Here is a 21,517-nt window from a genome sequence, read left to right as displayed (position 1 = left end):
AAATTGATTTGACGAATGGAAAAGGCATCGACGTCAGATTGGAAATTGGACTGTTTTTTTTACCAAATTGTGATCGGGTCAATTTGACAAGTTTTGAAGCGGCAGAGGAGGCGGTAATCGTCAGAATGTCCAGCCGAACATGCCTCTGCAAAGACGGGTCTTGGTGCATGCGGTCGATGCAAAACACCACACCCTTGTTGACCCTGTTGAGGGTGCAGGCTGTTGTTTCAATCGGCATCTTTAGAGGCTATTGAACGAGTTGTTAGTATGTAGTCGGTTACGACGTATCTGGTGAGTTTTTACGATTTAAGAGGCTTGAAATGGTGGAGGGGGTGAAGGGTCTTGGCGGCCTGCGCGAAGGTTTGCGCAGTGTGCTCGGCCGTTTCTATCCACCCGTTCTTGTCGCGCTTGCGGCTTTGTCGGGCGTTTTCCTTTTTGCCGAGCAACAGAATGCCACCATCCACAAGCAAAAGCTGCGGGCCAGTGTTCAGAACGAGGCAGGTCTGATCCGGTCTCGCCTTGAGGGGGCGCTGACGGCGGATATTCAGCTGGTGCGCGGGCTGGTCGGGGTGATGTCCACCGAACCCGATATGTCGCAACAGCGGTTTGCGGATCTGGGGGCGAACATCATCGGAGATCACGGCGAGATCTCGCATATTGCAGCGGCGCCGGATCTGGTGATCTCTCTCATTCATCCGCTCGAAGGAAATCAGGCCGCCATTGGCCTCGATTACAATCAGAATGACATGCAGCGTGCGGCGGCCCATGACGTCAGGGATAGCGGCCATATGGTGCTGGCAGGGCCTCTTGAGCTGGTTCAGGGCGGGCGTGCCTTTGTCGCCCGGTTTCCGATTTTCACCGATGATGCGGAGGGGCGGCGGTTCTGGGGCATCCTGTCGGCGGTCATTCAGGAACAGGGTCTTTACGAGCGCGCAGGTCTGCTGGATGAAGACCTCGGCATCGAGCTGGCCCTGATAGGCAAGGACGGGCGCGGCGCCGAGGGGGAGCTGTTCTTGGGTGAGGCCAGCGTGGTCGAAGACGATCCGATCTGGATGGAAATCATCCTGCCGCAGGGAAACTGGCTTCTCGCGGCGCGTCCGAAGGGCGGCTGGGGGTCTGCGCCGGACAATCGATGGGCCCTGCGCCTCGTCTTGCTGATGGCGGGTGCTCTGATCCTGATCCCAACGTTCCTGGCAAGCGCCTTGTCGGCGGCGCGCAGGCAGGTGATCGAAAAGCTGAAGCGCCGCGAACAAGAGCTGGAGACACTGTCTCGCCGTCTCGAAATTGCCGTTGAAACCTCAAAAATCGGTATTTGGGAACTTGATGTCGAAACCGGAGAGTTGATCTGGGACCGGCGGATGCATGAACTCTACGGTTTGCAGCGAAGCGACAAACCGATCACCTTCGCGGACTGGAAGAACCGCCTGCATCCGGAAGATACGCAAAGTGCGGTCGAGACGTTCTGGCGGGCAACCCAGCAGAACGAAAACTATTTGTCGGAGTACCGCATCCTGCTGGACAATGGGGAGCACAAATACATCAGGGCTTTGGGCAGTTGTTACATCGATGCCAAGGGGCGTCAGCGGATGATTGGCGTGGACTGGGACGTCTCCTGGGACGTACATCTGCGTGAGGAACTGATCCGGGCCAATCGCGCTCTTACCCAGCGCAACACCGAATTGCTTGAGGCCAAGCTGACTGCAGAGCAGGCCGACCGGGCCAAGAGCGAATTCCTCGCCAATATGAGTCACGAGATCCGCACACCCATGAACGGGATCCTCGGCATGGCTGACCTTCTGGCCGAGACCGATCTGCCCGAGGAAGAGCATCTCTATGTTGAAACCATCCGTGATTCCTCGAATGCGCTCCTCAAGATCATCAACGACATTCTGGATCTCTCAAGGCTCGAGGCCGGAAAGCTGGATATTTCGCCGACCGATTTTGATCTTCACACATGCATCAACCAGGCCGTGAACCTGCTGAGGCCAAAGGCGGAAAGCAAGGGGTTGTCGGTTGCGGTCGAGATCGACGAGAGCGTCCCGGACCAGGTGCGCGGGGATGATGGCCGGTTGCGCCAGATACTTGTCAATCTGGTGGGGAACGCCGTGAAGTTCACCGCCGAAGGCTCTGTGACGCTGCGGGCATACAACCTGCCGACGGCCCCCTATCGGATCATAGTCGAAGTGGAAGACACCGGAATCGGGATTTCCGAAAGCCAGGCGCAGCATATCTTTGACCGTTTTTCACAGGCGGATGCCGCGACGACCCGAGCATTTGGCGGAACGGGCCTGGGCCTGACGATTTCAAGCATACTGGCCGAAAGAATGGGCGGCAGCCTGACGCTGTGCGAGGATCGCGGAGTGGGAGAGGGCGCCTGTTTCCGACTGGAGATCGAGCTGGAGCCGATGCGTCATCCGACGGCGAGACAAGACGAGGCTCATGCTGCGGAATTTGACATCGATGTGCTGCGCGGCTGCCGTATCGTCCTGGCCGAAGACAATCGCACCAACCGGCTCTTGATCCGCAAATACCTCGCCCGGCTGCCCGTGACCTGCGTGGAGGCGGAAAACGGTCGGGAGGCCGTTGAATTGTGTCGCCAGAACATGCCGGATTTTGTGTTGATGGACATGTCCATGCCCGAACTCGACGGGATTGCGGCGACAAAGGAGATTCGCGCGCTGGGTGGCAAGCAGCCGGTCATTGTGGCGTTGACGGCCAATGCCTTTGACAGCCATCGCAGGGCTTGCCTTGCGGCCGGAATGGATCATTTCCTGCAAAAGCCGATCCGAAAGCCGGTTCTGCTGGCCGCGCTGGCGGGGTTGCAGACGAAACGTCTGGGCGCAGGCAGGATCAGTAGCGCCAGTTAGCGGGCGCATGGCGCTGCCGGGCGTTACTGGGCCTGACGCAGCCAGTCCGTGAGGGTGCGTTTGGCTTCGGCGCAGGCCGCTGAGACGGTCAGACCCTTGGCCAGATTGCAGGCGATAGCTGTGGCAAGGGTGCAGCCGGTTCCGCGCATTTCCCGCGCCAGCCTTGGGGCTGTAAAAACCTCGTGGCTGCAGCGCGAGAACAGGTGATCACGGCTTTGCGCACCGGTGCCGTGCCCCCCTTTGATCAGCACCGCTTTCGGTCCACCGTGTACGCCGCTGGCCAGCAGGGCATCGGCTTGTCGACGCAGGGCGCCCGGCGCGTCGCTGACCGGCCGTCCTGACAGAAGGGCGCTTTCGTCGAGGTTCGGTGTGAGCAGCGTGACCCGGTCAAGCAGTGGAGCCAGGCTTTGCCCGGACCCAAGTGTGCCGCCAGAAGTGGTCTTCAGGACGGGATCCAGGACCACCGGCACATCGGACGGCAGGCACCGGGCGATGGCGCGGGCGGCCTCGTCACTGCCGATCATCCCGATCTTGACGGCGGCAATCGGCGCGTCCTGCAGGGCGGCGCAGATCTGCGCCTCGATGATCCTGGCAGGCACCGGGCTGACGCATGTGAGGGCGCGGCCGGTTTGCACCGTGACGGCGGTGACGACAGGCGCAACGCGGCAGCCCAGTTGTGTCGCCGTCGCCGTGTCGCGGGTCAGGCCCGCGCCGCCGCTGGAATCGGTGCCGGCAATCACCAGGATGCGCGGCTCTGCGTCGGCGCTCATGTGGGTGCTGCCGCCAGGAGGGCCAGGTTGACAAATCCGCGCTGCTGGAGACGCCGCGCCGCGCGCCAGGCCCGAAAACCAGATTGGCAGCACAGAACGATGCGACCGTGGCGGGGCAGTTCGGTGGTTTCGACGTCGCTCAGGGACAGGCGGCGGGCATCGGGGAGCACCGGGGTCGGAGCCTCTTGCGAAGGGCGCAGCTCGATCACGAAATCCTCTGCCGTGATCTGTTCTCTGGCAACGAAGGGCAGGGATTCTGTCGGCTCTGCTGCCTGGTCGAAGCGAAAGGCGGCAGGCCTCAGCTGCGCCATGTCCAGTGAAACGAGCTGTCCCAGAGGCGATGGGGTGTGCCCCAGCAAGACCTTCAATGCCATCTGCGCCTGAAGAGCGCCGATTGCACCGACCACGGGCCCCATGACACCCAGGCTGGCGCAGGAGGCGCCGTTGTCCGGCGGGTCGGGGAACAGCGCCCGCAGCGATGGTGCTGCACCGCAAAAGCCGCCGACATAGCCCGATTGCCCAAGGGCAGAGGCCGAGATCAGCGGCTTGCCCTCAGCCCTGCAGGCGTCGGACAGCGTGTAAGAGGCGGCGATGGTATCGGCGGCATCGACGACGAGGTCAGCGCGGGCCACGGCGGCGGGCGCGTTCAAAGGGGTCAATGCGCTCTGGATCGGGTAGAGCCTCAATCCGGGAAAAGCCTTGCCCAGATGGCGGCGTGCGGCCTCGATCTTGGGCAGGCCGATGTCGGCCATGGTGTAAAGCGGTTGGCGGTGCAGGTTGGTTTCCTCCACCAGATCGGGATCCATCAGGGTAATCTCGCCAACGCCCGCTCCGGCAAGGTAGCTCAGGCACGGGCAGCCCAACCCTCCGGCGCCGACAACCAGAACATGGGCCGAGGCCAGCCTGGCCTGACCGCGTGCGCCCACCTCGGGCAGGGCTGTCTGACGCGCGTATCGGTCTGTCTGGCTCATCGCGCGCAGGCCTCGATCCATTCGCGGGTGCGCGCCTCGGGGTCTGCGGCCTGCTGGATGTCCGTCACCACGGCGGCGCTGTCGGCCCCGGCGGCAAAGACACCGGGCAGACGTTCCGGGGTGAGCCCGCCGATGGCCACCAGCGGCGTGTCGCCTGCAAGTGCTTTCCAGCGCCGCACCCGCTCCAGCCCCTGCGGCGCCCATTTCATCTTTTTCAGCAGGGTCTCGTAGACCGGCCCCAGCGCCACATAAGCCGGATCATGGGACAGGGCGCGGTCAAGTTCCGCCTCGTCATGGGTCGAGAGGCCATAGCGCACCCCGGCGCGGCGCAGGGCGGCAAAGTCGGCGCTCTCCATATCCTCCTGGCCCAGGTGCACGAAGGTACAGTTGAGATCCAGCGCCGCTTGCCAGTAGTCATTGACCACCAGCTGCGCGCCATGCACCGCGCAGAAATCGCGCGCGCGGGCGATCTGGCGGCGCACCTCGGCCTCGGGCTGGTCCTTGAGGCGCAACTGCACCAGTTTTACGCCGTGGGGCACCAACAGCTCCAATCGGCCCACATGGCCGACGATCAGGTAAAAGCGCTCCATCACATCAACTCCGCCCATCACATCAACTCCGCAAGGCCCAGAACAGGGGTCGAGGGAACGCCCATGTCGCGCCGCTCCATCGGCTCGGCCTCGAAACCCGCGCGCCCCGCCTCGGTGGCGCGGGCCATGGCGCGCGCCATCAGTACCGGATCGCCGGCCTTGGCGACCGCGGTGTTCAAAAGGACCGCATCCATGCCCAGCTCCATCGCTTCGGCGGCATCCGAAGGGCGCCCGATACCGGCATCGACGATCAGCGGCACATCCGGAAAATGCGCCCGCATCGCCCGCAGCCCGTCGCGGCGCAGCAGCCCTTGACCCGAGCCGATCGGCGCGCCCCATGGCATCAGCACCTCGCAGCCTGCCTCGATCAGCCGCTCGCCCACCACCAGATCCTCGGTCGTATAGGGAAAGACCTGAAACCCCTCGTCGCAAAGGATCCGCGCCGCTTCGACCAGCGCAAAGACGTCCGGTTGCAGCGTATCGTTGTGGCCGATCACTTCGAGCTTGATCCAGGGCGTGCCAAAGACCTCCCGCGCCATATGAGCCGTCGTCACCGCATCGCGCACCGTATGACAGCCGGCGGTATTGGGCAGGATGCGCGCGCCGGTCTGTTGCAGCATCTCCCAGAAGGCGGCGCCGGTTCCCCCCGCCGTTTCGCGGCGCAGGGATAGGGTGATGATGTTGCTGCCACTGGCGCGGATCGCCTCGGTCAGAACCTTCGGAGAGGGGTACTGTGCGGTGCCCAGCAAGAGGCGCGAGGAGACCTCGGTATCGTAAAGCCGCATGGCTCAGCCTCCCTGCATCGGGGCGAGGACTTCGAGCCGGTCGCCCTCTGTTAACGTTGCATCAACACGTTTAGCGCGCGAAACAAATTGCCCGTTCAGCGCGGTGGCGATCGCAGGGCTGGTAAAGCCCAGCTCCTGCAGGGCCGCATCCAGTGTCTGGGCGCGGATCTCACGCGGTTCGGCGTTCACGATGATCTGCATTTTTTGTCTCCGGTATCAGCATCTGCGCGGCGCGTTCCGCCATGGCCGGCGCCAGCAGAAATCCGTGGCGATAAAGCCCGTTGAGGAACAATGTGCCGTCCTGCCAGATCAGGTCCGGCAGGTTGTTGGAAAAGGCCGGGCGCAGGCCTGCGCCGACCTCCACCACCGAGGCTTCGGCAAAGCCCGGATGCAGGGTGTAGGCGGCATTCATCAGCTCGCTGAGGGCGCGCAGGGTAGGCGGGCAGGTGGCGCTGCTTTCCACCATGGTTGCGCCCAGCATGAAATGGTGATCGCCGCGCGGTACCAGATAGATGGGGATGCGGGGGTGCAGCAGGCGGAGCGTACGGCTGATCTCGATCCCCGGCGCATGCAGGATCGCCATCTCGCCGCGCACGGGGCGCAGGCCGGGCAGGGCGGCGTGCATGCCGGTGCAGTCCAGCGTCACCCGCTCCGGGGCGGGTGTGCCCAGATGAAGGGTCACGCCCATCTCCTCGACCCGCTGTGCAAGATCGATCAAAGCCTTGCGCGGGTCCAGATGGCCTTCCTGCGCAAAGTGCAGACCGCTGCGGAACCGGCCAGCGAGGTCCGGCTCCAGCGCGGCGATCTGCGCTTCATCGACCACCTCATGGGCTTCGGTGCGTTTGGCAAAGCGGGTGAGCTCGGCCCGGTCGCGGGCAGGCGCCACCACCAGCGTGCCGCGCCGGACCACTGGGGTGATCTGGGCCCACCAGTCGAGGGCGCGGCTGCCGAGGGTGATCACCTCGGCTTCGGCGCTTTCCGCCTCGCACCAGGGGGCAAGCATGCCGCCCGCATAGCGCGAGACGCTATCTTCGCCGATGCGCGCGCCGCGTTCATAGACCGTTACCCCAGCGCCGCGCTGCGCCAGCTCATGGGCGCAGGCCAGCCCGGCCAGCCCGGCGCCTGCGATGGTGATCATGCGCCCGTGTCCTCAGCGTCCTTCACGGGCACATAGAGGTCACCGCCCTCGCGGAACTTGGCCGCCATCGCCTCCATCCCTTCCTTCTGGGCCTCGGCGCGGATGTCGTGGCTGATCCGCATGGAGCAGAATTTCGGCCCGCACATGGAGCAGAAATGCGCCACCTTATGCGCCTGTTTCGGCAGGGTGGCATCGTGAAAATCGCGCGCCGTGTCGGGGTCCAGCGAGAGGTTGAATTGATCCTCCCAGCGGAACTCAAACCGCGCGCGGGATAGCGCATCATCGCGCCGCTGCGCCCCCGGCAGCCCCTTGGCCAGATCGGCCGCATGGGCGGCGATCTTGTAGGTAATGACGCCTGTCTTGACGTCGTCGCGGTCCGGCAGGCCAAGATGTTCCTTGGGCGTCACGTAGCAGAGCATGGCGCAGCCGAACCAGCCGATCATCGCAGCCCCGATGCCGCTGGTAATGTGGTCATAACCCGGCGCAATATCCGTGGTGAGGGGGCCAAGCGTATAGAATGGCGCTTCGTGGCAGCACTCCAGCTGCTTGTCCATGTTCTCCTTGATCTTGTGCATGGCCACATGGCCCGGCCCTTCGATCATCACCTGACAGTCCTTGGCCCAGGCGATCTTTGTCAGCTCGCCCAGGGTTTCCAGCTCGGCAAACTGCGCCTCGTCATTGGCATCGGCGATGGATCCGGGGCGGAGGCCGTCGCCAAGGGAGAAGGACACATCATACTTGCGGCAGATGTCGCAGATCTCCTCGAAGTGCTCGTAAAGGAAGCTTTCCTTGTGGTGATGCAGGCACCATTTCGCCATGATCGAGCCGCCACGCGACACGATTCCGGTGACGCGGTTCACTGTCATCGGCACCATGTGCAGCCGCACACCCGCATGGATGGTGAAGTAATCCACGCCCTGTTCGGCCTGTTCGATCAGCGTGTCGCGGAACACCTCCCATGTCAGGTCCTCGGCAATGCCGTTCACCTTTTCCAGCGCTTGGTAGATCGGCACGGTGCCGATGGGCACGGGGGAGTTGCGGATGATCCATTCGCGGGTGTTGTGGATGTTGCGCCCGGTGGAGAGGTCCATCACCGTATCGGCGCCCCAGCGGATCGCCCAGACCAGCTTGTCCACTTCCTCTTCCATCGACGAAGTCACGGCGGAGGTGCCCATATTAGCGTTGATCTTGACCAGGAAATTACGCCCGATGATCATCGGCTCCAGTTCGGGGTGGTTGATGTTGGAGGGGATGATGGCACGGCCTGCGGCGATCTCCTGGCGGACGAATTCGGGCGTCACGTAGTCGGGGATATTGGCGCCCCAGTCGTTGCCATCGCGGTGGCAGGGTGCGGTTTCGCGCAGCTGGTTTTCGCGGATGGCGATGTATTCCATCTCTGGCGTGATGATCCCGGCCCGGGCATAGGCAAGCTGGGTGACCGCCTTGTCCCCCGTGGCCCGCAGCGGGGCAGGGCGCACCGGGAATTCGGGTGTCAGCCGGTTCCCTTCGACAAATCCGTTATCCTCGGGCTTGATCTCGCGGCCCTGGTATTCCTCCACGTCCCCACGTGCAAGGATCCAGTCGCGGCGCAGGGCAGGCAGGCCCTGGCGGATGTCGGCGGTGTGATCGGGATCGGTGTAGGGGCCGGAGCTGTCATAGACCGGCAGAGGTGCTTCGCCTGCGGTGGGGTGGGTCGAGATCTCGCGCATCGGCACGCGGATATCCGGGTGGATTTCGCCCGGCACATAGATCTTTTGCGATGCGGGCAGCGGGCCTGTCGTCACGCTGGGCGCGATCTTTGGGTCTTGATGGGTCATGCGGTGCTCCTCGAAGCAGAAACTTCAAAAAAGACACCAGATGAGGCATGGGCGGGGAAACGCGGAACGGTCGTACTCACCGTTCGGTTCGGACGTTGCATTCTCGGCCTGTACCTGGCCAAGGGACGCGCGTCCTAGCTTCCTACGCCAGTGTCAACTGGGTCAGGTTCAAAGGGTCGCGTCACCGGCCGGAATTGCTCCCGTCCTGTCAGCCTCTCAGTCCCCTTGGCGGGACTCCCCTGCGTGCTTTCACACCTAGAAGAGGCGCCCCCGTGCCGTCAAGTGGGTTTCTGCATGGTGCGTCCAGGTGACGATAGTTTTCATTAAGTATATGAATAAATGTCAAAAAAATTGATTATGAGCAGGGCTTGTATTCGGGCTTCAAAATTATCTATAAAAATATCAGGGCGCGGTGTGCGCGTGAGAAATTGATAGATAAAAAAATCAGGGGAGGGTGCAGATGCTGGATGCCGCGCCGATCAGAACGGACTGGACACGGTCCGAGGCCGAAGAGATCTACAACCTGCCCTTCATGGATCTTCTGTTCCGGGCGCACACGGTGCATCGGCAGGCGTTCGATCCCAATCAGGTGCAGAAGTCCAAGCTTCTCAGCATCAAGACCGGCGGCTGCCCCGAGGATTGCGCCTATTGCAGCCAGTCCGCGCGCAACGGCGCAAAACTGTCTGCCGCCAAGCTGATCGAGGTGGAGCGGGTGATTGCCGAGGCGAAAAAGGCGCGGGATGCCGGTGCCACGCGCTATTGCATGGGCGCTGCCTGGCGCAGCCCAAAGGACCGCGAGATGGCCGCGCTTGAGGCGATGATCCACGGGGTCAAGGATCTTGGCATGGAGACCTGCATGACCCTGGGCATGCTGGAAGAGGATCAGGTTTTCCGCCTGCGCGATGCGGGGCTGGATTACTACAATCACAATATCGACACCTCCGAGCGCTACTACTCCGAGATCATCACCACCCGCACGTTCGCTGACCGGATCGAGACCCTGAACAGGGTGCGCGAGGCTGGGATCAAGGTCTGTGCGGGCGGCATCGTTGGCATGGGCGAGCAGCAGATGGATCGGATCGACATGCTCCTGGCGCTGGCGACGCTTGAGGAACACCCGGATTCGGTGCCGGTCAACATGCTGATCCCGATCCCGGATACGCCGCTGGCGGATGTGCCGAAACTCGACCCGATCGAGTTCGTGCGCACCATCGCGCTGGCGCGGATCCTGATGCCGAACAGCCATGTCCGCCTCTCTGCAGGCCGCACCGACATGAGCGATGAACTGCAGGCCATGTGTTTCTTTGCGGGTGCCAATTCGATCTTTGTGGGTGAGACGCTTTTGACCGCCGACAACCCCGAGGAAGACAAGGACCAGCAGCTGTTCGACCGGCTCGGCCTCAAGGCGATGGCCGCCCATTGCGAGGGCCGGATCGAGAGGGCGGGCGAATGACTGTCGCGCTGCGTGATACGCCTGCCTCCGAGTACCCGCGCCAGCAGGCGCTGCTCCACAGCCTCGCACAGCAGGACCGCTATCGCCGCCTGATCCCACGTGCGGGTCATGATTTTTCCTCGAACGACTATCTGGGCCTTGCGGCCAGCCCCGAAATGCGCGCAGCGGCCCATGCGGCGCTGGAGCGGGGCGTTCCGGTCGGGGCGGGTGGTTCGCGCCTTTTGCGCGGCAACGACAGCGAGCATCAACTGCTTGAGGCCGAGGCGGCGGCCTTCTTTGGCAGTGAGGCTGCGCTGTTCATGGGCGGCGGCTTCAACGCCAATGTGGCGATCTTTTCGACCCTGCCGCAGCGGGGGGATCTGGTGCTTTACGATGATCTGATCCACGCCAGCACCCGCGACGGCATGCGGCTGGGCCGGGCAGAGATCCAGAGCTTTGCCCATAACGATGCCGCGGACGCGGCGCGGCGCCTTGCCGAGTGGCGCGCGCAGGGCGGCGCGGGGCAGGTCTGGATCGCGGTCGAGGCGGTCTATTCCATGGATGGCGACCTTGCGCCGCTGGCCGACCTGATGGTGCTGGCGGATGCCTCTGGCGGCGTTCTGGTGGTGGATGAGGCCCATGCCACCGGCCTGTTCGGCCCAAACGGGCGCGGGCTGGCGCATGAGTTTGCGCATCGCTCCAACGTCATCAGCTTGCATACCTGTGGCAAGGCGCTGGGCGCCTCGGGCGCCTTGATCTGCGCGCCCCATGTGCTGGTCGAGATGCTGATCAACAAGGGGCGCAATTTCATCTTTGCAACCGCCCCGTCGCCGCTGAATGCGGCCCTTGTGCGCGCGGCACTTGGACTGCTGGCGCAGGGAGGCGAGCGGCTGGAGTGCGCCTGGGAGGGGATCAGCCATGCCCATGCCGAGGCCGCGCGCCTGTGTGGTCTGGACGGGTTTCAGTGCCAGATCCTGCCGGTCATCATTGGCGAGGATGGGCAGACGATGCAGATGGCCGCCACCCTGCAGGCGCGGGGGTATGACATTCGCGGTATCCGTCCGCCCACCGTGCCTGCAGACACCTCGCGCCTGCGCCTTTCGGTGACGCTCAACGTGTCGAAAAAGGTGATCACGCAGATGTTCGAGGACCTCGCCCAGTTGCAGGATGTGCGGGCATGAGCGGGGTTCTTGTGGTCACCGGCACCGATACCGGGGTTGGCAAGACCGTTGTCGCGGCCGCGCTGTCGCAGGCGCTGAGCGCGGCCTATTGGAAGCCGGTGCAATCGGGCCTCGAAGAGGAAACCGACAGCGCCTTTGTTGCGCGGATGGTACGCTGCCATGTCCTGCCCGAGGCCTACCGGCTGCAATTGCCCGCCTCGCCGCATCTGTCAGCCGAAGCTGAAGGTGTCCTGATCGAATTGGATCGCCTTGCGCTGCCGCAGGTCTTTGGGCCGCTAGTGGTCGAGGGGGCCGGGGGCCTGATGGTGCCGCTGAACCGCGGGGCGCTTTATGTCGATCTCTTTGCGCGCTGGCAGGCGCCCGTGGTGCTTTGTGCGTCGACCCGGCTTGGTACGATCAACCACACGCTGTTGTCGCTGGAGGCGCTGCGGGCGCGAAACTGCCCCATTGTCGGCGTGATCTTCAACGGCGATCCTGAACCCGAGGTTGAGGAAACAATCTGCCAGTTCGGCGAGGTGGCCCACCTTGGGCGCCTGCCCGTGATCGCGTCCCTGACACCGGACAGTCTGCGCTCTGCCTGCGCGGCCCATATCGACCTTGAAACTATACGCAAGGCCTTGTTTTGAATGTCGAAAATCGCCCTCAGTCCACTCGCCTTTGACCAGAAACACCTCTGGCACCCGTACACGAATGTCGCGAAGCCCGGCCCAACCTTTCTGGTGAAAGAGGCCGACGGCGTGCATATCACGCTGGAAGATGGCACCCGGCTGATCGATGCGATGTCCTCCTGGTGGTGCATGATGCACGGGCATCGGCACCCGGCGATCACGCAGGCGATGAAGGCGCAGCTGGACCGGCTGCCGCATGTGATGTTCGGCGGTCTGACCCATGATCCGGCGGTGGATCTGGGGCGGCGGTTGCTGGAGATCACTCCGGACAGCCTGCAGCGGATCTTTTACTGCGACAGCGGTTCGGTCTCGGTCGAGGTGGCGATGAAAATGGCAGTGCAATACCAGCACGCCATGGGGCATCCGGGGCGCAGCGAGTTCGTCACCGTGCGTTCGGGCTATCACGGTGACACCTGGAAGGCGATGAGCGTCTGCGACCCCGACACCGGCATGCACCACCTGTTTCAGGGCGCGCTCAGCGTGCAGCACTTCGTCGCCCGCCCGCCCGTGCGACTCGACAAAGACTGGATCGACGATCCCGAGCGGAACGGTCTGGCTGAGCTGCGCCGGGTGCTTGAGGCGGGACAGAACCGGATCGCGGCCTTCATCCTGGAACCCGTGGTGCAGGGCACGGGCGGCATGTATTTTTATCACCCCGAATACCTCAACCAGGCGCGTGCGCTTTGTGATGAGTTCGGTATCCTGCTGATCTTTGACGAGATTGCCACTGGCTTTGGCCGCACGGGACAGATGTTTGCGACCGGTTTCACCGGGATCGAGCCGGATATCCTGTGTCTCGGCAAGGGGCTGACGGGCGGGCATATCTCCTTTGCTGCCACGTTGACGAATGATCGTGTGGCCGAAGGGATCGGCGGCGGCAATCCGGGCATCTTCATGCATGGCCCTACGTATATGGCGAACCCGCTGGCCTGCGCCGCCGCCTGCGCGGCGATCGATTTGCTGACCGGGCAGGACTGGCGCTCCCGCATCGCACAGATCGAGGCGCAGATGACAGAAGAGCTGGCCCCCGCCCGTGATCTGCCCGGCGTGCGGGATGTGCGGGTGCTGGGCGCCATTGGGGTCATCGAGATGGATCACCGTGTCTCGGCGGACCAGGCGCACGCCCTGGCACCCGAATCCGGTGTTTTCCTGCGCCCCTTCGGGCACAATATCTACACCATGCCGCCCTTCGTGACGACGCCGCAGCAACTGAGCCGGATCACGGGGGCCATGCTGCGCCTGGCTGCCGTATTGTAGGCAGCCGGGCCCTCGGAGGCCCATCACGGATCCTGCTGGCTGATTCTCTTTTCCCGCCGGATGGGCGCGCTGTACAGGCCCGTCCTGAATCCCGTTTTTGAATTTCGAACCAAAAAATTGAATGGATAATCAAGAAAATCTGCGGCGGAGGGCGCGAATGCTCGACAAATGGTCGCAATAACGTCAAAACGTAGGTCATGGGCCGGTCACACTCGGACATCAAGACGGGGTGCGACGGGCTTGGGTCCCGGTGCGGCGCGGTGCTGCCCGCCGGCCCGAACGCTTGAACGACCACAGACGACGAAGAGCGCAAAACAGCCGATCTGGCCTGCGCCAAAAAGAACAGGGATGACATCAATGAAGACACCTTCTTTTGCACTGACGCTGGGCGCGGCGGCATTCATGTCAGGCGCGGCAGGGGCCGCGGATCTTGGCGCGGTAGACAAGCCGATCAAACTGGCGATGAACGAATGGACCGGTCAGCATATCACGACCCATATCGCGGGTGAGATGCTGAAGGCGGCCGGTTACAAGGTTGAGTACGTCTCTGCCGGCATGATGAACCAGTTCCAGGCGATTGCGGATGGTGACATCCACGCGACGCTGGAGATCTGGTCCTCCAACGTGTCCGATGAATACGCCAAGAAGGTTGCCGAAGGCACCGTGGTCGAACTGGGCGATCTTGAGCTCGACGCCAAGGAAGGCATCGCCTATCCCGCGCATGTGGCCGACCTGTGTCCGGGCCTGCCCGCATGGGAGGCGCTGAAGGGCTGCGCGCCGCTGTTTGCGACTGCTGAAACCTTGCCTGCGGGCCGCCTCGTTGATTATCCGGCTGACTGGGGCACCCCTGGCGCCGACCGCATGACGGGGCTTGATCTGCCGTTCAAGGCGGTGCCTGCAGGATCCGAAGCGGCTCTGATCGTTGAGTTGCGCGCCGCGACCGAGCGCAAGACGCCGCTGCTTGTCACCTTCTGGCAGCCCCATTGGGCAATGTCGGCCTATGATGTGAAATTCGTCGACCTGCCTGCGGGCGAAGAGGCCTGCTTCAGCGATCCGGCCTGGGGGCCGAACCCCAATGCCGTCAACGACTGTGACTTTGCGCCCTCGCGTATCTTCAAGGCTGGCTGGTCGGGCCTTGCCGAGACCTGGCCTGCTGCGTTCGAGATCCTCTACAACTACACTCTGGCGGTGGAAGACCAGCAGCCGATGATGGGTGCGGTGGACGTCGATGGCGGCAAGGTCGAAGAGGTTGTCGCGGAATGGATGGCTGCGAACGAGGACAGCTGGCGCCCGGTTGTGGACGCCGCGCTGCAGTGAGCGGTGACACCGTGAGCAAGGAGGCAACACCTGCCATCACCTGCCGGAATGTCTGGCAGGTGTTTGGTGCCAACGCAGAGAGCGCCCTGAAACGGGCGCTCTCTGAAACCAAATCGGCGGATGAGGCGGCAGCGCTCCTGCGCGCGCAGGGGCTGACCCCCGCCGTGCAGGACGCCACATTCGAGGTGCAGGAGGGCGAGCTGTTCGTGATCATGGGCCTCAGTGGTTCGGGGAAATCCACCCTGATCCGTTGCATTTCCCAATTGCTCCCCGGAACTGGCGGCGAGATCCTGATCGAGGGCGAGGATATCCGCACCGCCAGTCCGAAGCGGCTGATCGAGATGCGCCGCAACACGCTGGGCATGGTGTTCCAGCATTTCGGCCTGTTCCCGCACATGAACGTGGCTGAAAACGTCGCCTATCCGCTGCGGGTGCAGGGCATGGGCAAGAAGGAGCGGCTTGCCAAGGCGCAAAAGGTGATCGATCTGGTCGGCCTCGGCGGGCGCGAAAAAAACTTCCCGCGTGAACTCTCCGGTGGTCAGCGTCAGCGTGTCGGCATTGCCCGTTCGCTGGTTGCGGATTGCTCGGTCTGGTTCCTCGATGAGCCGTTTTCCGCGCTGGATCCTTTGATCCGCCGCCAGCTGCAGGATGAATTCCTCGACATTCAGGCCAAGCTGAAGACCACCATCGTCTTCATCACCCATGACATCAACGAGGCGCTGAAACTGGCCGACCGGATCGCCATCATGCGCGACGGCAAGATCGTGCAGATCGGAACGCCCTCGGACATCGTGCTGAATCCGGTCGATGACTATGTGCGCGAATTCTCCAAGGACGTGGCCAAGGGCCAGCATGCGCGCGTGGCCTCTGTCATGCAGGCGGGGGGCGATCTGTCCTACGGGCCGGATGATCCGGGCCTGCGCCGCGACATGACGCTGGATGCGGCGCTGGCGCGCTGCATGGAGCTTTATGAACCCGTCCCTGTGCGCGATGAAAACGGTGCGCTTCTGGGCGTGGTGAACCCGGCGGATCTGGCCGCCGCCCTGCAGGTGGATCCGGCGGCATGATGACGCTCAGCAAAGGCAGCATGGCGGCGCTGATCGCGCTGGCCGTGGGCGCCCTGTGTCTGGCGCTCGAAGGCGTCGCGCCCTGGCTGATCGCCTTTCCGAAAGGATGGGTGCTGCCCGCGACCGAGTGGGTCGGCAGCGCGATGGAGGCTTTCCTTGCCCTGATCAAACCGGCGGCGCGGCTGTTCTCGGCCCTTATGGCCTATCCGATGGAGGCGGCGAACTGGATCCTGGGGGCGACGCCCTGGCCATTCCTGATCGCGGCCACGGTGGCGCTGGGCTGGCGTCTTGGGGGCCTTACCATGGCGATGATGGCGGCCGTGGGTCTTGGGGCGGTTCTGGCCTCGGGCTATTGGCCGCAAAGCATGAACACGCTGGCGCTGGTGTCGATATCGGTGCCGCTCGCACTGCTGATTGGCGGAGCCATAGGGATTCTGGCCAATGAATACCCGCGTGTCCGTGCGCCGGTGCAGGCGCTGCTGGATGTCATGCAGACCGTGCCAACCTTCGCCTATCTTACGCCGCTTCTGGTGCTCTTTGGCTTTGGCCCGGTTGTGGGCCTCATAGCCTCGGCGATCTATGCGGCGCCGCCTATGGCGCGCAACGTTCTGCTGGGCCTGCAGCGGATCGAGCCGGAGATCAAGGAAGCCGCAATTATGGCGGGCGGCACCCGGATGCAGCAGCTGTTTCAGGTCGAAATTCCCGCCGCGGCAACCCAGATCATGGTGGGTGTGAACCAATGCCTGATGGCGGCCCTGTCGATGGTGATCATCGCTGCCGTGATCGGGGGCTTTGACGACATCGGCTGGGAAGTGCTGCTGACCATGCGCAAGGCACAGTTCGGGGCCAGCCTTTTGGCCGGTCTGGTGATCGTGATCTTCGCGATCCTGATCGACCGGATGAGCGGCACGCTCGCCGACGAGAAACGTCGGCTTTACGACGGGCGCGTCTCACTGGTGATCCTGGCCCTTGGCGCGCTCGCAAGTATCGTCTTCTACGGGCAGATCCAGGATCCGGGCGCCTATGCGCTGTTCAACAGCACGGCGGACCGGGTGGATGCGGGGCTTTCCGCCTTTACCAGCGCCAATGCCGAACTTTTGACGGCCATCAAGAACGGCGTGATGTTCTATGTGCTGCTGCCGCTGCGCATCGGTCTTGATCAGGCGGTGCTGCCCTTCACCTGGGGCTTTGTCTGGACCTCGGGCATGAGCATGGGGCTTTTTGCAGCTGGCGCGGCGGCCGGGCTCTACTGCGCCTATCGCGGCAAGCTGACGCTGGGTGTGGTGATCCTCATCGCGGTAGGCATGCTGGAGACGGGGATTTCCCAGCTCCCATGGCCCTTCGTTCTGGTTGGCGTTGGAGCCCTGTCCTATGTGGCGGGCGGTGTGCGTCTTTCGGCGCTGTCGGTGGTTTTGCTTTCAACGATCCTGCTGTCGGGCCTGTGGGAGCGGGCGCTGTTGTCGCTATACCTGTCGGGCGCGGCCGTCTTTGCCTGCGCGGTCCTTGGGGGCGCAATCGGGCTGGCTTCGGCGGTGTCGCCCATGGCGTGGCGGGTGGTGCACCCCATCTGTGACATGCTGCAGACGATCCCGCTGTTTGTCTTCCTGATCCCGGTGCTGATGGTGTTCCAGATCGGTGAGTTCTCGGCCTTCCTGGCGATCATCGCCTATGCCATCGTGCCGATGATCCGCTACACGCGCCACGGGCTGACCGAAACCCCGGCCGAGATGATCGAGGCGGCGACAGCTTCGGGGGCAACCCGCTGGCAGATGATGCGCGATGTGCGCGCGCCCTATGCGGCGCCGACCATCCTCTTGGGGCTGAACCAGACCATCCTTTACGCCTTTGCCATGTTGGTGATCGCGGCGCTGATCGGCACGACCGGCCTTGGCCAGTCGATCTATCTGGCGCTGGGGCAGGCGGATGTGGGGCTTGGCATCTCTGCCGGGGCGGCCATGGCGATCCTGGCGCTGATCGCGGACCGCATCGTGCAGGGCTTTGCTGAGGAACGCCGCCGCGCGCTGGGTCTGTAACTCGGCCCTTTCAAATGGACGCCGCGCTGCCATCTGGGCGGCGCGGCAAAAGCGCCTCTGGCCGACTTCCCAAAACCGCGCTAGTGTCCCGTTCGCTGGAAAGAACCACAGTGAAATGAGGGTGCGATGAGCCTGGCCTATGTCATGACAACCGAACGCGGCGCCACCGACCGGCTGCTGACCGCTCTGGCAGAGCGTTTGCAGGCACGGGGGGTGCGGCTGGCGGGAATCGTGCAGACGAACACCGAATGCTACGATGACAAGCTTTGCGACATGGATGTGCGGGTTCTGCCGGGCGATACGGTGATCCGAATCTCCCAGTCCCTTGGTCCCGAGGCGCGCGGCTGCCGCCTTAACCCCGGTGCCTTGGAGCAGGCCGTGGGCCTGGTCACCAAGTCGCTGGCCGAAACACCGGCACCGCAGGTTCTGCTGGTCAACAAGTTCGGCAAACACGAGGCCGACGGGCGCGGCATGCGCCCCGTGATTGGCGAGGCGCTTGCCATGGGCATCCCGGTGGTGTCGGGCGTGAACCGCATGAATGTAGAGGCCTTCAAGGATTTCTCGGGCGGTATGGCAGAGGCGGGAGAGGCCGATCTTGACGCGCTTGAGGCCTGGGTGATGCAGGCGATCGAAGCCCCGGCAGACTAGGCGCTCCAGCCTGATCCTTAAACATTATCAACAAGATGACCCGGCCGTTCGTCGGGTTTTTCTATGCTCATATGGCAGGGTTTGAGAAATCACTTGCTGCCATATGGCAGCGGTCACCATCGTCCCATATCTTGTCGTCCGGCTTAACAAAGAGGGGGAAGATGGTGGGCGACCCTGGAATCGAACCAGGCGTGCGTCTCCGCGAGGGAGTTACAGTCCCCTGCCACACCTTGCGGCCTGTCGCCCACTGTCAGGTGAGTGTTGCACCTGACGTGGAGGCGTGATTACTAGCGCCACCAACGGGCGTCAACAGGAAAATTCCAAGTTTTCTGCACTGGCCTGAAATTCCTTTTGCAGGAGAGATCCATGTCCAAGAAACCCACCAAGAAACCCCAGTGGGTCATTGAAAAGGAACAGGCCAAGAAGGCCGGCGCGAGCGAGACCGTCTGGCTGTTCGGTCTGCATGCGGTGCGTGATGCGCTGATGAACCCAAAGCGTGAGAAACTGCGCCTGATCGTGACGCTGAATGCCAGGAACAAGCTGGAAGAGGCGATTGCCGAGGCCGGGATCGAGCCCGAGGTGGTGGACCCGCGCGGCTTCAAGGCGCCGATCGATCCCGGCTCTGTGCATCAGGGCGCCGCGCTGGAGGTGAAACCGCTGAACTGGGGCAGCCTTGCGGAAAACTGCATTGGCGCCGAGGTTCCACGGGTGATCCTGCTGGACCGGGTGACCGATCCGCATAACGTCGGCGCCATCCTGCGCTCGGCCGAGGTGCTGGGCGCCAGCGCCGTGATCGGCACGCGGCACCATTCAGCGCCCGAGACAGGTGCCCTGGCCAAGACCGCCAGCGGTGCGCTGGAACGTCAGCCGTACCTGCGCATGCGCAACCTTTCGGACACCATCGTCGAGCTGCAGAACATGGGCTTTGTGGTGCTGGGCCTCGACGGAGAAGCCGAAGAGACCATCGAGCAGGCGCTGGAGGGGCGCAAGGATCGCCCGGTGGCGCTGGTGCTGGGCGCCGAAGGGCCTGGTCTGCGTCAAAAGACCAAGGAAACCGTGGATCATCTGGTGAAAATCGACTTCGCGGGTGGGTTTGGCTCGCTCAACGTCTCAAATGCGGCGGCAATCGCCCTATATGCCTCAAGAGAACGGTCGTAACCCTTCAGGAGGCAGTCATCGCACATTCGAGCTTTTCGGGCGGAAAAATCATCAGTTGTTGCTATTGCGGGGTGCAGTCGGCTTTTGTACCGGGCGGCAAATCCGGCGGCATGTCGGCATTGGTCTGTAGTACCTGCGGCGCGCCCCTGTCGGCACAGAAGTCAAGGCCCCTGGTGCCCGGCAAGGGGGCCAAGGCACCTGCTTGTGCCCCAGCGTCGACGCCGCGCCACAAGGTCTCTCATCAGCCCATACCGGCCAAGGCTTACGGCAAGATGGAAAAGGCCAAGCCCGTGAAAGCCAGGAAGCCGAAGAAACGCAAAAGCCTGTTTCAAAAGGTCATGTCAGAAGCCCTTGATGTGATCGAGGATATCTTCGACTGATCGCGGGTGCGGGAAACGGCTGCGACAGTAAGTTGCGCCATGAACCGATCACATCTGCGTATCACATCTTTGCAGGGCAATGTGTCTGGGGCACAATCGGAGCGTTCCCGATCCAGATGTGGAGTGCGCCCGTTGATCCTGCGCCTGATGATTCTCGTCCTGTCGCTTTGCCTGTTTGCAGCCCCGCAGCGGGGGATGGCGGATATGGCGTTGTTTTCCGCGCAAGATGGTGTGGCGATAGGCGGCTATGATCCGGTGGCCTTTTTCGAGACGGGACATGCCGTGCAGGGCAGCGCCGAGCATGCCCTGATGTGGAAAGGGGCAGTCTGGCGCTTTTCCTCTGCAGGCAACCAGATGCGGTTTGAAATGAACCCCTGGGCCTATGCGCCGATGTTCGGCGGTTATTGCGCCTTTGCCATGGCGCAGGGCCGTCTGACGACCGCCGATCCAGAACTGTGGGTGATCGTCGAAGGAGAGCTGTTCCTCCTGAACAGCCCCCAAGTGCGGGCGCGCTGGCAGGACGAGGCTGAGGCCCTGATTGCCGAAGCGCGGGCGCACTGGCCGCAGGCCTTGCGGCAATAGATGCGAAGGTGCCCCTTTAAATGCGGATCAAGGCTTCCCACATTGGAATCAGGCCTGCGGCGCGGAACAGCCGCGGACCTTTTTCACTGTCCCTCGTTCCATACCTGACGCCCGGGGCCCGTCCCGGGCGCCTTTTTTTGCGAATGGGGCGGTGATCTTTCTCCCGCTGTCTTCATGGTGAACTTTTGGCTTTTCCGCCCTGCGCAGGCCCTCTAGGGTCAGCCCATGACCAACTACAGTGATGACCTTCTGCGCAAGATCCTGAAACGCACCCGGACCGTGGCGGTGGTGGGCGTGTCCTTGAATTCGGTGCGCCCCAGCTATTACGTGGCGCGCTATCTGTCTTTGAAGGGTTATCGGGTGATCCCGGTCAATCCCGGCCATGCAGGCAAGACGCTGTTTGGTGAAACCGTGCGCGCCAGCCTGTCCGAGATCGACGTGCCGGTCGACATGGTGGATATCTTCCGCAAATCCGAAGCGGTGCCGCCCATCGTTGATGAGGCGCTGGAGCTGTTCCCGGACCTGCAGACGATCTGGATGCAGATCGGCGTGCAGCATGCCGAGGCGGCGGCCAAGGCCGAAGCGCGCGGCGTCGATGTGATTCAGAACCGCTGTCCCAAAATCGAATACCAGCGCCTGTTCGGAGAACTGCGCATGGGCGGTTTTGCAACCGGGATCATTTCCTCGAAACTGTGATCTTTCCAGCCGGGCGGTGCTCCCGCCCGTCGCCCTGCACATCGCAGATGTGCAGGCTCCCGTTGGGCCGGGCGCCGCGCTGGCGCGCGGCGGTTTCTTTCCGCTGAGAAGCGCTTCAGGGGCAGGTCTGCCCTGACGCGCCATGTCGAGTGTAATCTGA

General features: G+C 63.1%; 19 protein-coding genes and 1 tRNA gene. 12 read left to right on the top strand and 8 right to left on the bottom strand.

Features of this window, described 5'->3' with window-relative positions:
* Positions 1–320: 320 nt before the first annotated feature.
* The gene (locus AADA15_RS10275; protein WP_341641472.1) at positions 321–2,867 is read left to right on the top strand and encodes an ATP-binding protein; all 2,547 of its coding nucleotides are present in this window, start codon (positions 321–323) and stop codon (positions 2,865–2,867) included.
* 23 nt (positions 2,868–2,890) lie between these two features.
* Here AADA15_RS10275 and thiD read toward each other — a convergent pair whose 3' ends face one another.
* The 7 genes from thiD to thiC are packed head-to-tail and all read right to left on the bottom strand — an operon-like array spanning position 2,891 to position 8,938.
* The gene (thiD, locus tag AADA15_RS10270) at positions 2,891–3,637 is read right to left on the bottom strand and encodes a bifunctional hydroxymethylpyrimidine kinase/phosphomethylpyrimidine kinase (RefSeq protein WP_341641471.1); all 747 of its coding nucleotides are present in this window, start codon (positions 3,635–3,637) and stop codon (positions 2,891–2,893) included.
* Entirely contained in the window at positions 3,634–4,608 is a 975-nt protein-coding gene (locus tag AADA15_RS10265; RefSeq protein ID WP_341641470.1) for a ThiF family adenylyltransferase, read from the bottom strand. The genes thiD and AADA15_RS10265 overlap by 4 nt, the downstream gene beginning before the upstream one ends.
* Positions 4,605–5,198 carry a thiamine phosphate synthase gene (locus tag AADA15_RS10260; protein ID WP_341641674.1) on the bottom strand — a complete coding sequence of 198 codons (594 nt, stop codon included), beginning with the start codon at positions 5,196–5,198 and terminating at the stop codon, positions 4,605–4,607. Before AADA15_RS10260 ends, AADA15_RS10265 begins: the two co-directional genes overlap by 4 nt.
* Positions 5,199–5,215: 17 nt before the next feature.
* Positions 5,216–5,983, bottom strand: a complete 768-nt coding sequence (locus tag AADA15_RS10255) for a thiazole synthase (protein ID WP_341641469.1) — start codon at positions 5,981–5,983, stop codon at positions 5,216–5,218.
* Positions 5,984–5,986: 3 nt separating this feature from the next.
* Complete coding sequence (thiS, locus tag AADA15_RS10250; RefSeq protein WP_341641468.1) at positions 5,987–6,184, bottom strand: sulfur carrier protein ThiS; 198 nt, start codon at positions 6,182–6,184, stop codon at positions 5,987–5,989.
* A complete protein-coding gene (locus AADA15_RS10245) occupies positions 6,153–7,121 on the bottom strand; it encodes an FAD-dependent oxidoreductase (protein WP_341641467.1) in 969 nt (322 codons plus the stop codon). Before AADA15_RS10245 ends, thiS begins: the two co-directional genes overlap by 32 nt.
* Positions 7,118–8,938 carry a phosphomethylpyrimidine synthase ThiC gene (gene thiC, locus AADA15_RS10240; RefSeq protein WP_341641466.1) on the bottom strand — a complete coding sequence of 607 codons (1,821 nt, stop codon included), beginning with the start codon at positions 8,936–8,938 and terminating at the stop codon, positions 7,118–7,120. The genes AADA15_RS10245 and thiC overlap by 4 nt, the downstream gene beginning before the upstream one ends.
* 460 nt (positions 8,939–9,398) lie before the next feature.
* On the opposite strand from thiC, the gene bioB reads away from it, so the two are divergent.
* The 8 genes from bioB to AADA15_RS10200 all read left to right on the top strand — a co-directional run bounded on the left by bioB (position 9,399) and on the right by AADA15_RS10200 (position 18,541).
* On the top strand, positions 9,399–10,391 hold the full coding sequence (gene bioB / locus AADA15_RS10235) for a biotin synthase BioB (protein WP_341641465.1): 993 nt from the start codon (positions 9,399–9,401) through the stop codon (positions 10,389–10,391).
* Complete coding sequence (locus AADA15_RS10230; RefSeq protein ID WP_341641464.1) at positions 10,388–11,551, top strand: 8-amino-7-oxononanoate synthase; 1,164 nt, start codon at positions 10,388–10,390, stop codon at positions 11,549–11,551. The genes bioB and AADA15_RS10230 overlap by 4 nt, the downstream gene beginning before the upstream one ends.
* Positions 11,548–12,177, top strand: a complete 630-nt coding sequence (bioD, locus tag AADA15_RS10225; RefSeq protein ID WP_341641463.1) for a dethiobiotin synthase — start codon at positions 11,548–11,550, stop codon at positions 12,175–12,177. Before AADA15_RS10230 ends, bioD begins: the two co-directional genes overlap by 4 nt.
* Positions 12,178–13,476, top strand: coding sequence for an adenosylmethionine--8-amino-7-oxononanoate transaminase (bioA, locus tag AADA15_RS10220; protein WP_341641462.1), 1,299 nt, complete (start codon positions 12,178–12,180; stop codon positions 13,474–13,476).
* A 357-nt stretch (positions 13,477–13,833) separates the two neighbouring features.
* Entirely contained in the window at positions 13,834–14,793 is a 960-nt protein-coding gene (locus tag AADA15_RS10215; RefSeq protein WP_341641461.1) for an ABC transporter substrate-binding protein, read from the top strand.
* Between the two features lie 11 nt (positions 14,794–14,804).
* Positions 14,805–15,860, top strand: a complete 1,056-nt coding sequence (locus AADA15_RS10210; protein ID WP_341641460.1) for a quaternary amine ABC transporter ATP-binding protein — start codon at positions 14,805–14,807, stop codon at positions 15,858–15,860.
* Positions 15,857–17,893: an ABC transporter permease gene (locus tag AADA15_RS10205; protein WP_341641459.1), complete on the top strand. Its 2,037-nt coding sequence runs from the start codon at positions 15,857–15,859 to the stop codon at positions 17,891–17,893. Before AADA15_RS10210 ends, AADA15_RS10205 begins: the two co-directional genes overlap by 4 nt.
* A 126-nt stretch (positions 17,894–18,019) precedes the next feature.
* On the top strand, positions 18,020–18,541 hold the full coding sequence (locus AADA15_RS10200) for a DUF2478 domain-containing protein (protein ID WP_341641458.1): 522 nt from the start codon (positions 18,020–18,022) through the stop codon (positions 18,539–18,541).
* 162 nt (positions 18,542–18,703) lie between these two features.
* On the opposite strand, the gene AADA15_RS10195 is transcribed toward AADA15_RS10200, so the two are convergent.
* Positions 18,704–18,787 (bottom strand) — tRNA-Tyr (locus tag AADA15_RS10195).
* Between the two features lie 120 nt (positions 18,788–18,907).
* On the opposite strand from AADA15_RS10195, the gene rlmB reads away from it, so the two are divergent.
* The 3 genes from rlmB (at position 18,908) to AADA15_RS10180 (ending at position 21,357) form a co-directional block, all read left to right on the top strand.
* Positions 18,908–19,699 (top strand): 23S rRNA (guanosine(2251)-2'-O)-methyltransferase RlmB, encoded by a 792-nt coding sequence (rlmB, locus tag AADA15_RS10190; protein WP_341641457.1) that lies wholly within the window; start codon positions 18,908–18,910, stop codon positions 19,697–19,699.
* A 512-nt stretch (positions 19,700–20,211) separates the two neighbouring features.
* Positions 20,212–20,661 carry a YHS domain-containing (seleno)protein gene (locus tag AADA15_RS10185; protein WP_341641456.1) on the top strand — a complete coding sequence of 150 codons (450 nt, stop codon included), beginning with the start codon at positions 20,212–20,214 and terminating at the stop codon, positions 20,659–20,661.
* A 225-nt stretch (positions 20,662–20,886) separates the two neighbouring features.
* A complete protein-coding gene (locus AADA15_RS10180) occupies positions 20,887–21,357 on the top strand; it encodes a CoA-binding protein (RefSeq protein WP_341641455.1) in 471 nt (156 codons plus the stop codon).
* Positions 21,358–21,517 lie beyond the last annotated feature (160 nt).

Source organism: Phycobacter sedimenti (assembly GCF_038148855.1).
Lineage (GTDB): Bacteria > Pseudomonadota > Alphaproteobacteria > Rhodobacterales > Rhodobacteraceae > Phycobacter > Phycobacter sedimenti.
Note: the sequence above shows the minus strand (reverse complement) of the source record. Positions and strands in the feature narration are given on the sequence as shown.

What these genes read in the sequence shown, in the direction of transcription:
- AADA15_RS10275 (WP_341641472.1), top strand. Translation starts at nt 321, where the DNA reads ATGGTGGAGGGGGTGAAGGGTCTTGGCGGCCTGCGCGAAGGTTTGCGC.
- thiD (WP_341641471.1), bottom strand. Translation starts at nt 3,637, where the DNA reads ATGAGCGCCGACGCAGAGCCGCGCATCCTGGTGATTGCCGGCACCGAT.
- AADA15_RS10265 (WP_341641470.1), bottom strand. Translation starts at nt 4,608, where the DNA reads ATGAGCCAGACAGACCGATACGCGCGTCAGACAGCCCTGCCCGAGGTG.
- AADA15_RS10260 (WP_341641674.1), bottom strand. Translation starts at nt 5,198, where the DNA reads ATGGAGCGCTTTTACCTGATCGTCGGCCATGTGGGCCGATTGGAGCTG.
- AADA15_RS10255 (WP_341641469.1), bottom strand. Translation starts at nt 5,983, where the DNA reads ATGCGGCTTTACGATACCGAGGTCTCCTCGCGCCTCTTGCTGGGCACC.
- thiS (WP_341641468.1), bottom strand. Translation starts at nt 6,184, where the DNA reads ATGCAGATCATCGTGAACGCCGAACCGCGTGAGATCCGCGCCCAGACA.
- AADA15_RS10245 (WP_341641467.1), bottom strand. Translation starts at nt 7,121, where the DNA reads ATGATCACCATCGCAGGCGCCGGGCTGGCCGGGCTGGCCTGCGCCCAT.
- thiC (WP_341641466.1), bottom strand. Translation starts at nt 8,938, where the DNA reads ATGACCCATCAAGACCCAAAGATCGCGCCCAGCGTGACGACAGGCCCG.
- bioB (WP_341641465.1), top strand. Translation starts at nt 9,399, where the DNA reads ATGCTGGATGCCGCGCCGATCAGAACGGACTGGACACGGTCCGAGGCC.
- AADA15_RS10230 (WP_341641464.1), top strand. Translation starts at nt 10,388, where the DNA reads ATGACTGTCGCGCTGCGTGATACGCCTGCCTCCGAGTACCCGCGCCAG.
- bioD (WP_341641463.1), top strand. Translation starts at nt 11,548, where the DNA reads ATGAGCGGGGTTCTTGTGGTCACCGGCACCGATACCGGGGTTGGCAAG.
- bioA (WP_341641462.1), top strand. Translation starts at nt 12,178, where the DNA reads ATGTCGAAAATCGCCCTCAGTCCACTCGCCTTTGACCAGAAACACCTC.
- AADA15_RS10215 (WP_341641461.1), top strand. Translation starts at nt 13,834, where the DNA reads ATGAAGACACCTTCTTTTGCACTGACGCTGGGCGCGGCGGCATTCATG.
- AADA15_RS10205 (WP_341641459.1), top strand. Translation starts at nt 15,857, where the DNA reads ATGATGACGCTCAGCAAAGGCAGCATGGCGGCGCTGATCGCGCTGGCC.
- AADA15_RS10200 (WP_341641458.1), top strand. Translation starts at nt 18,020, where the DNA reads ATGAGCCTGGCCTATGTCATGACAACCGAACGCGGCGCCACCGACCGG.
- rlmB (WP_341641457.1), top strand. Translation starts at nt 18,908, where the DNA reads ATGTCCAAGAAACCCACCAAGAAACCCCAGTGGGTCATTGAAAAGGAA.
- AADA15_RS10180 (WP_341641455.1), top strand. Translation starts at nt 20,887, where the DNA reads ATGACCAACTACAGTGATGACCTTCTGCGCAAGATCCTGAAACGCACC.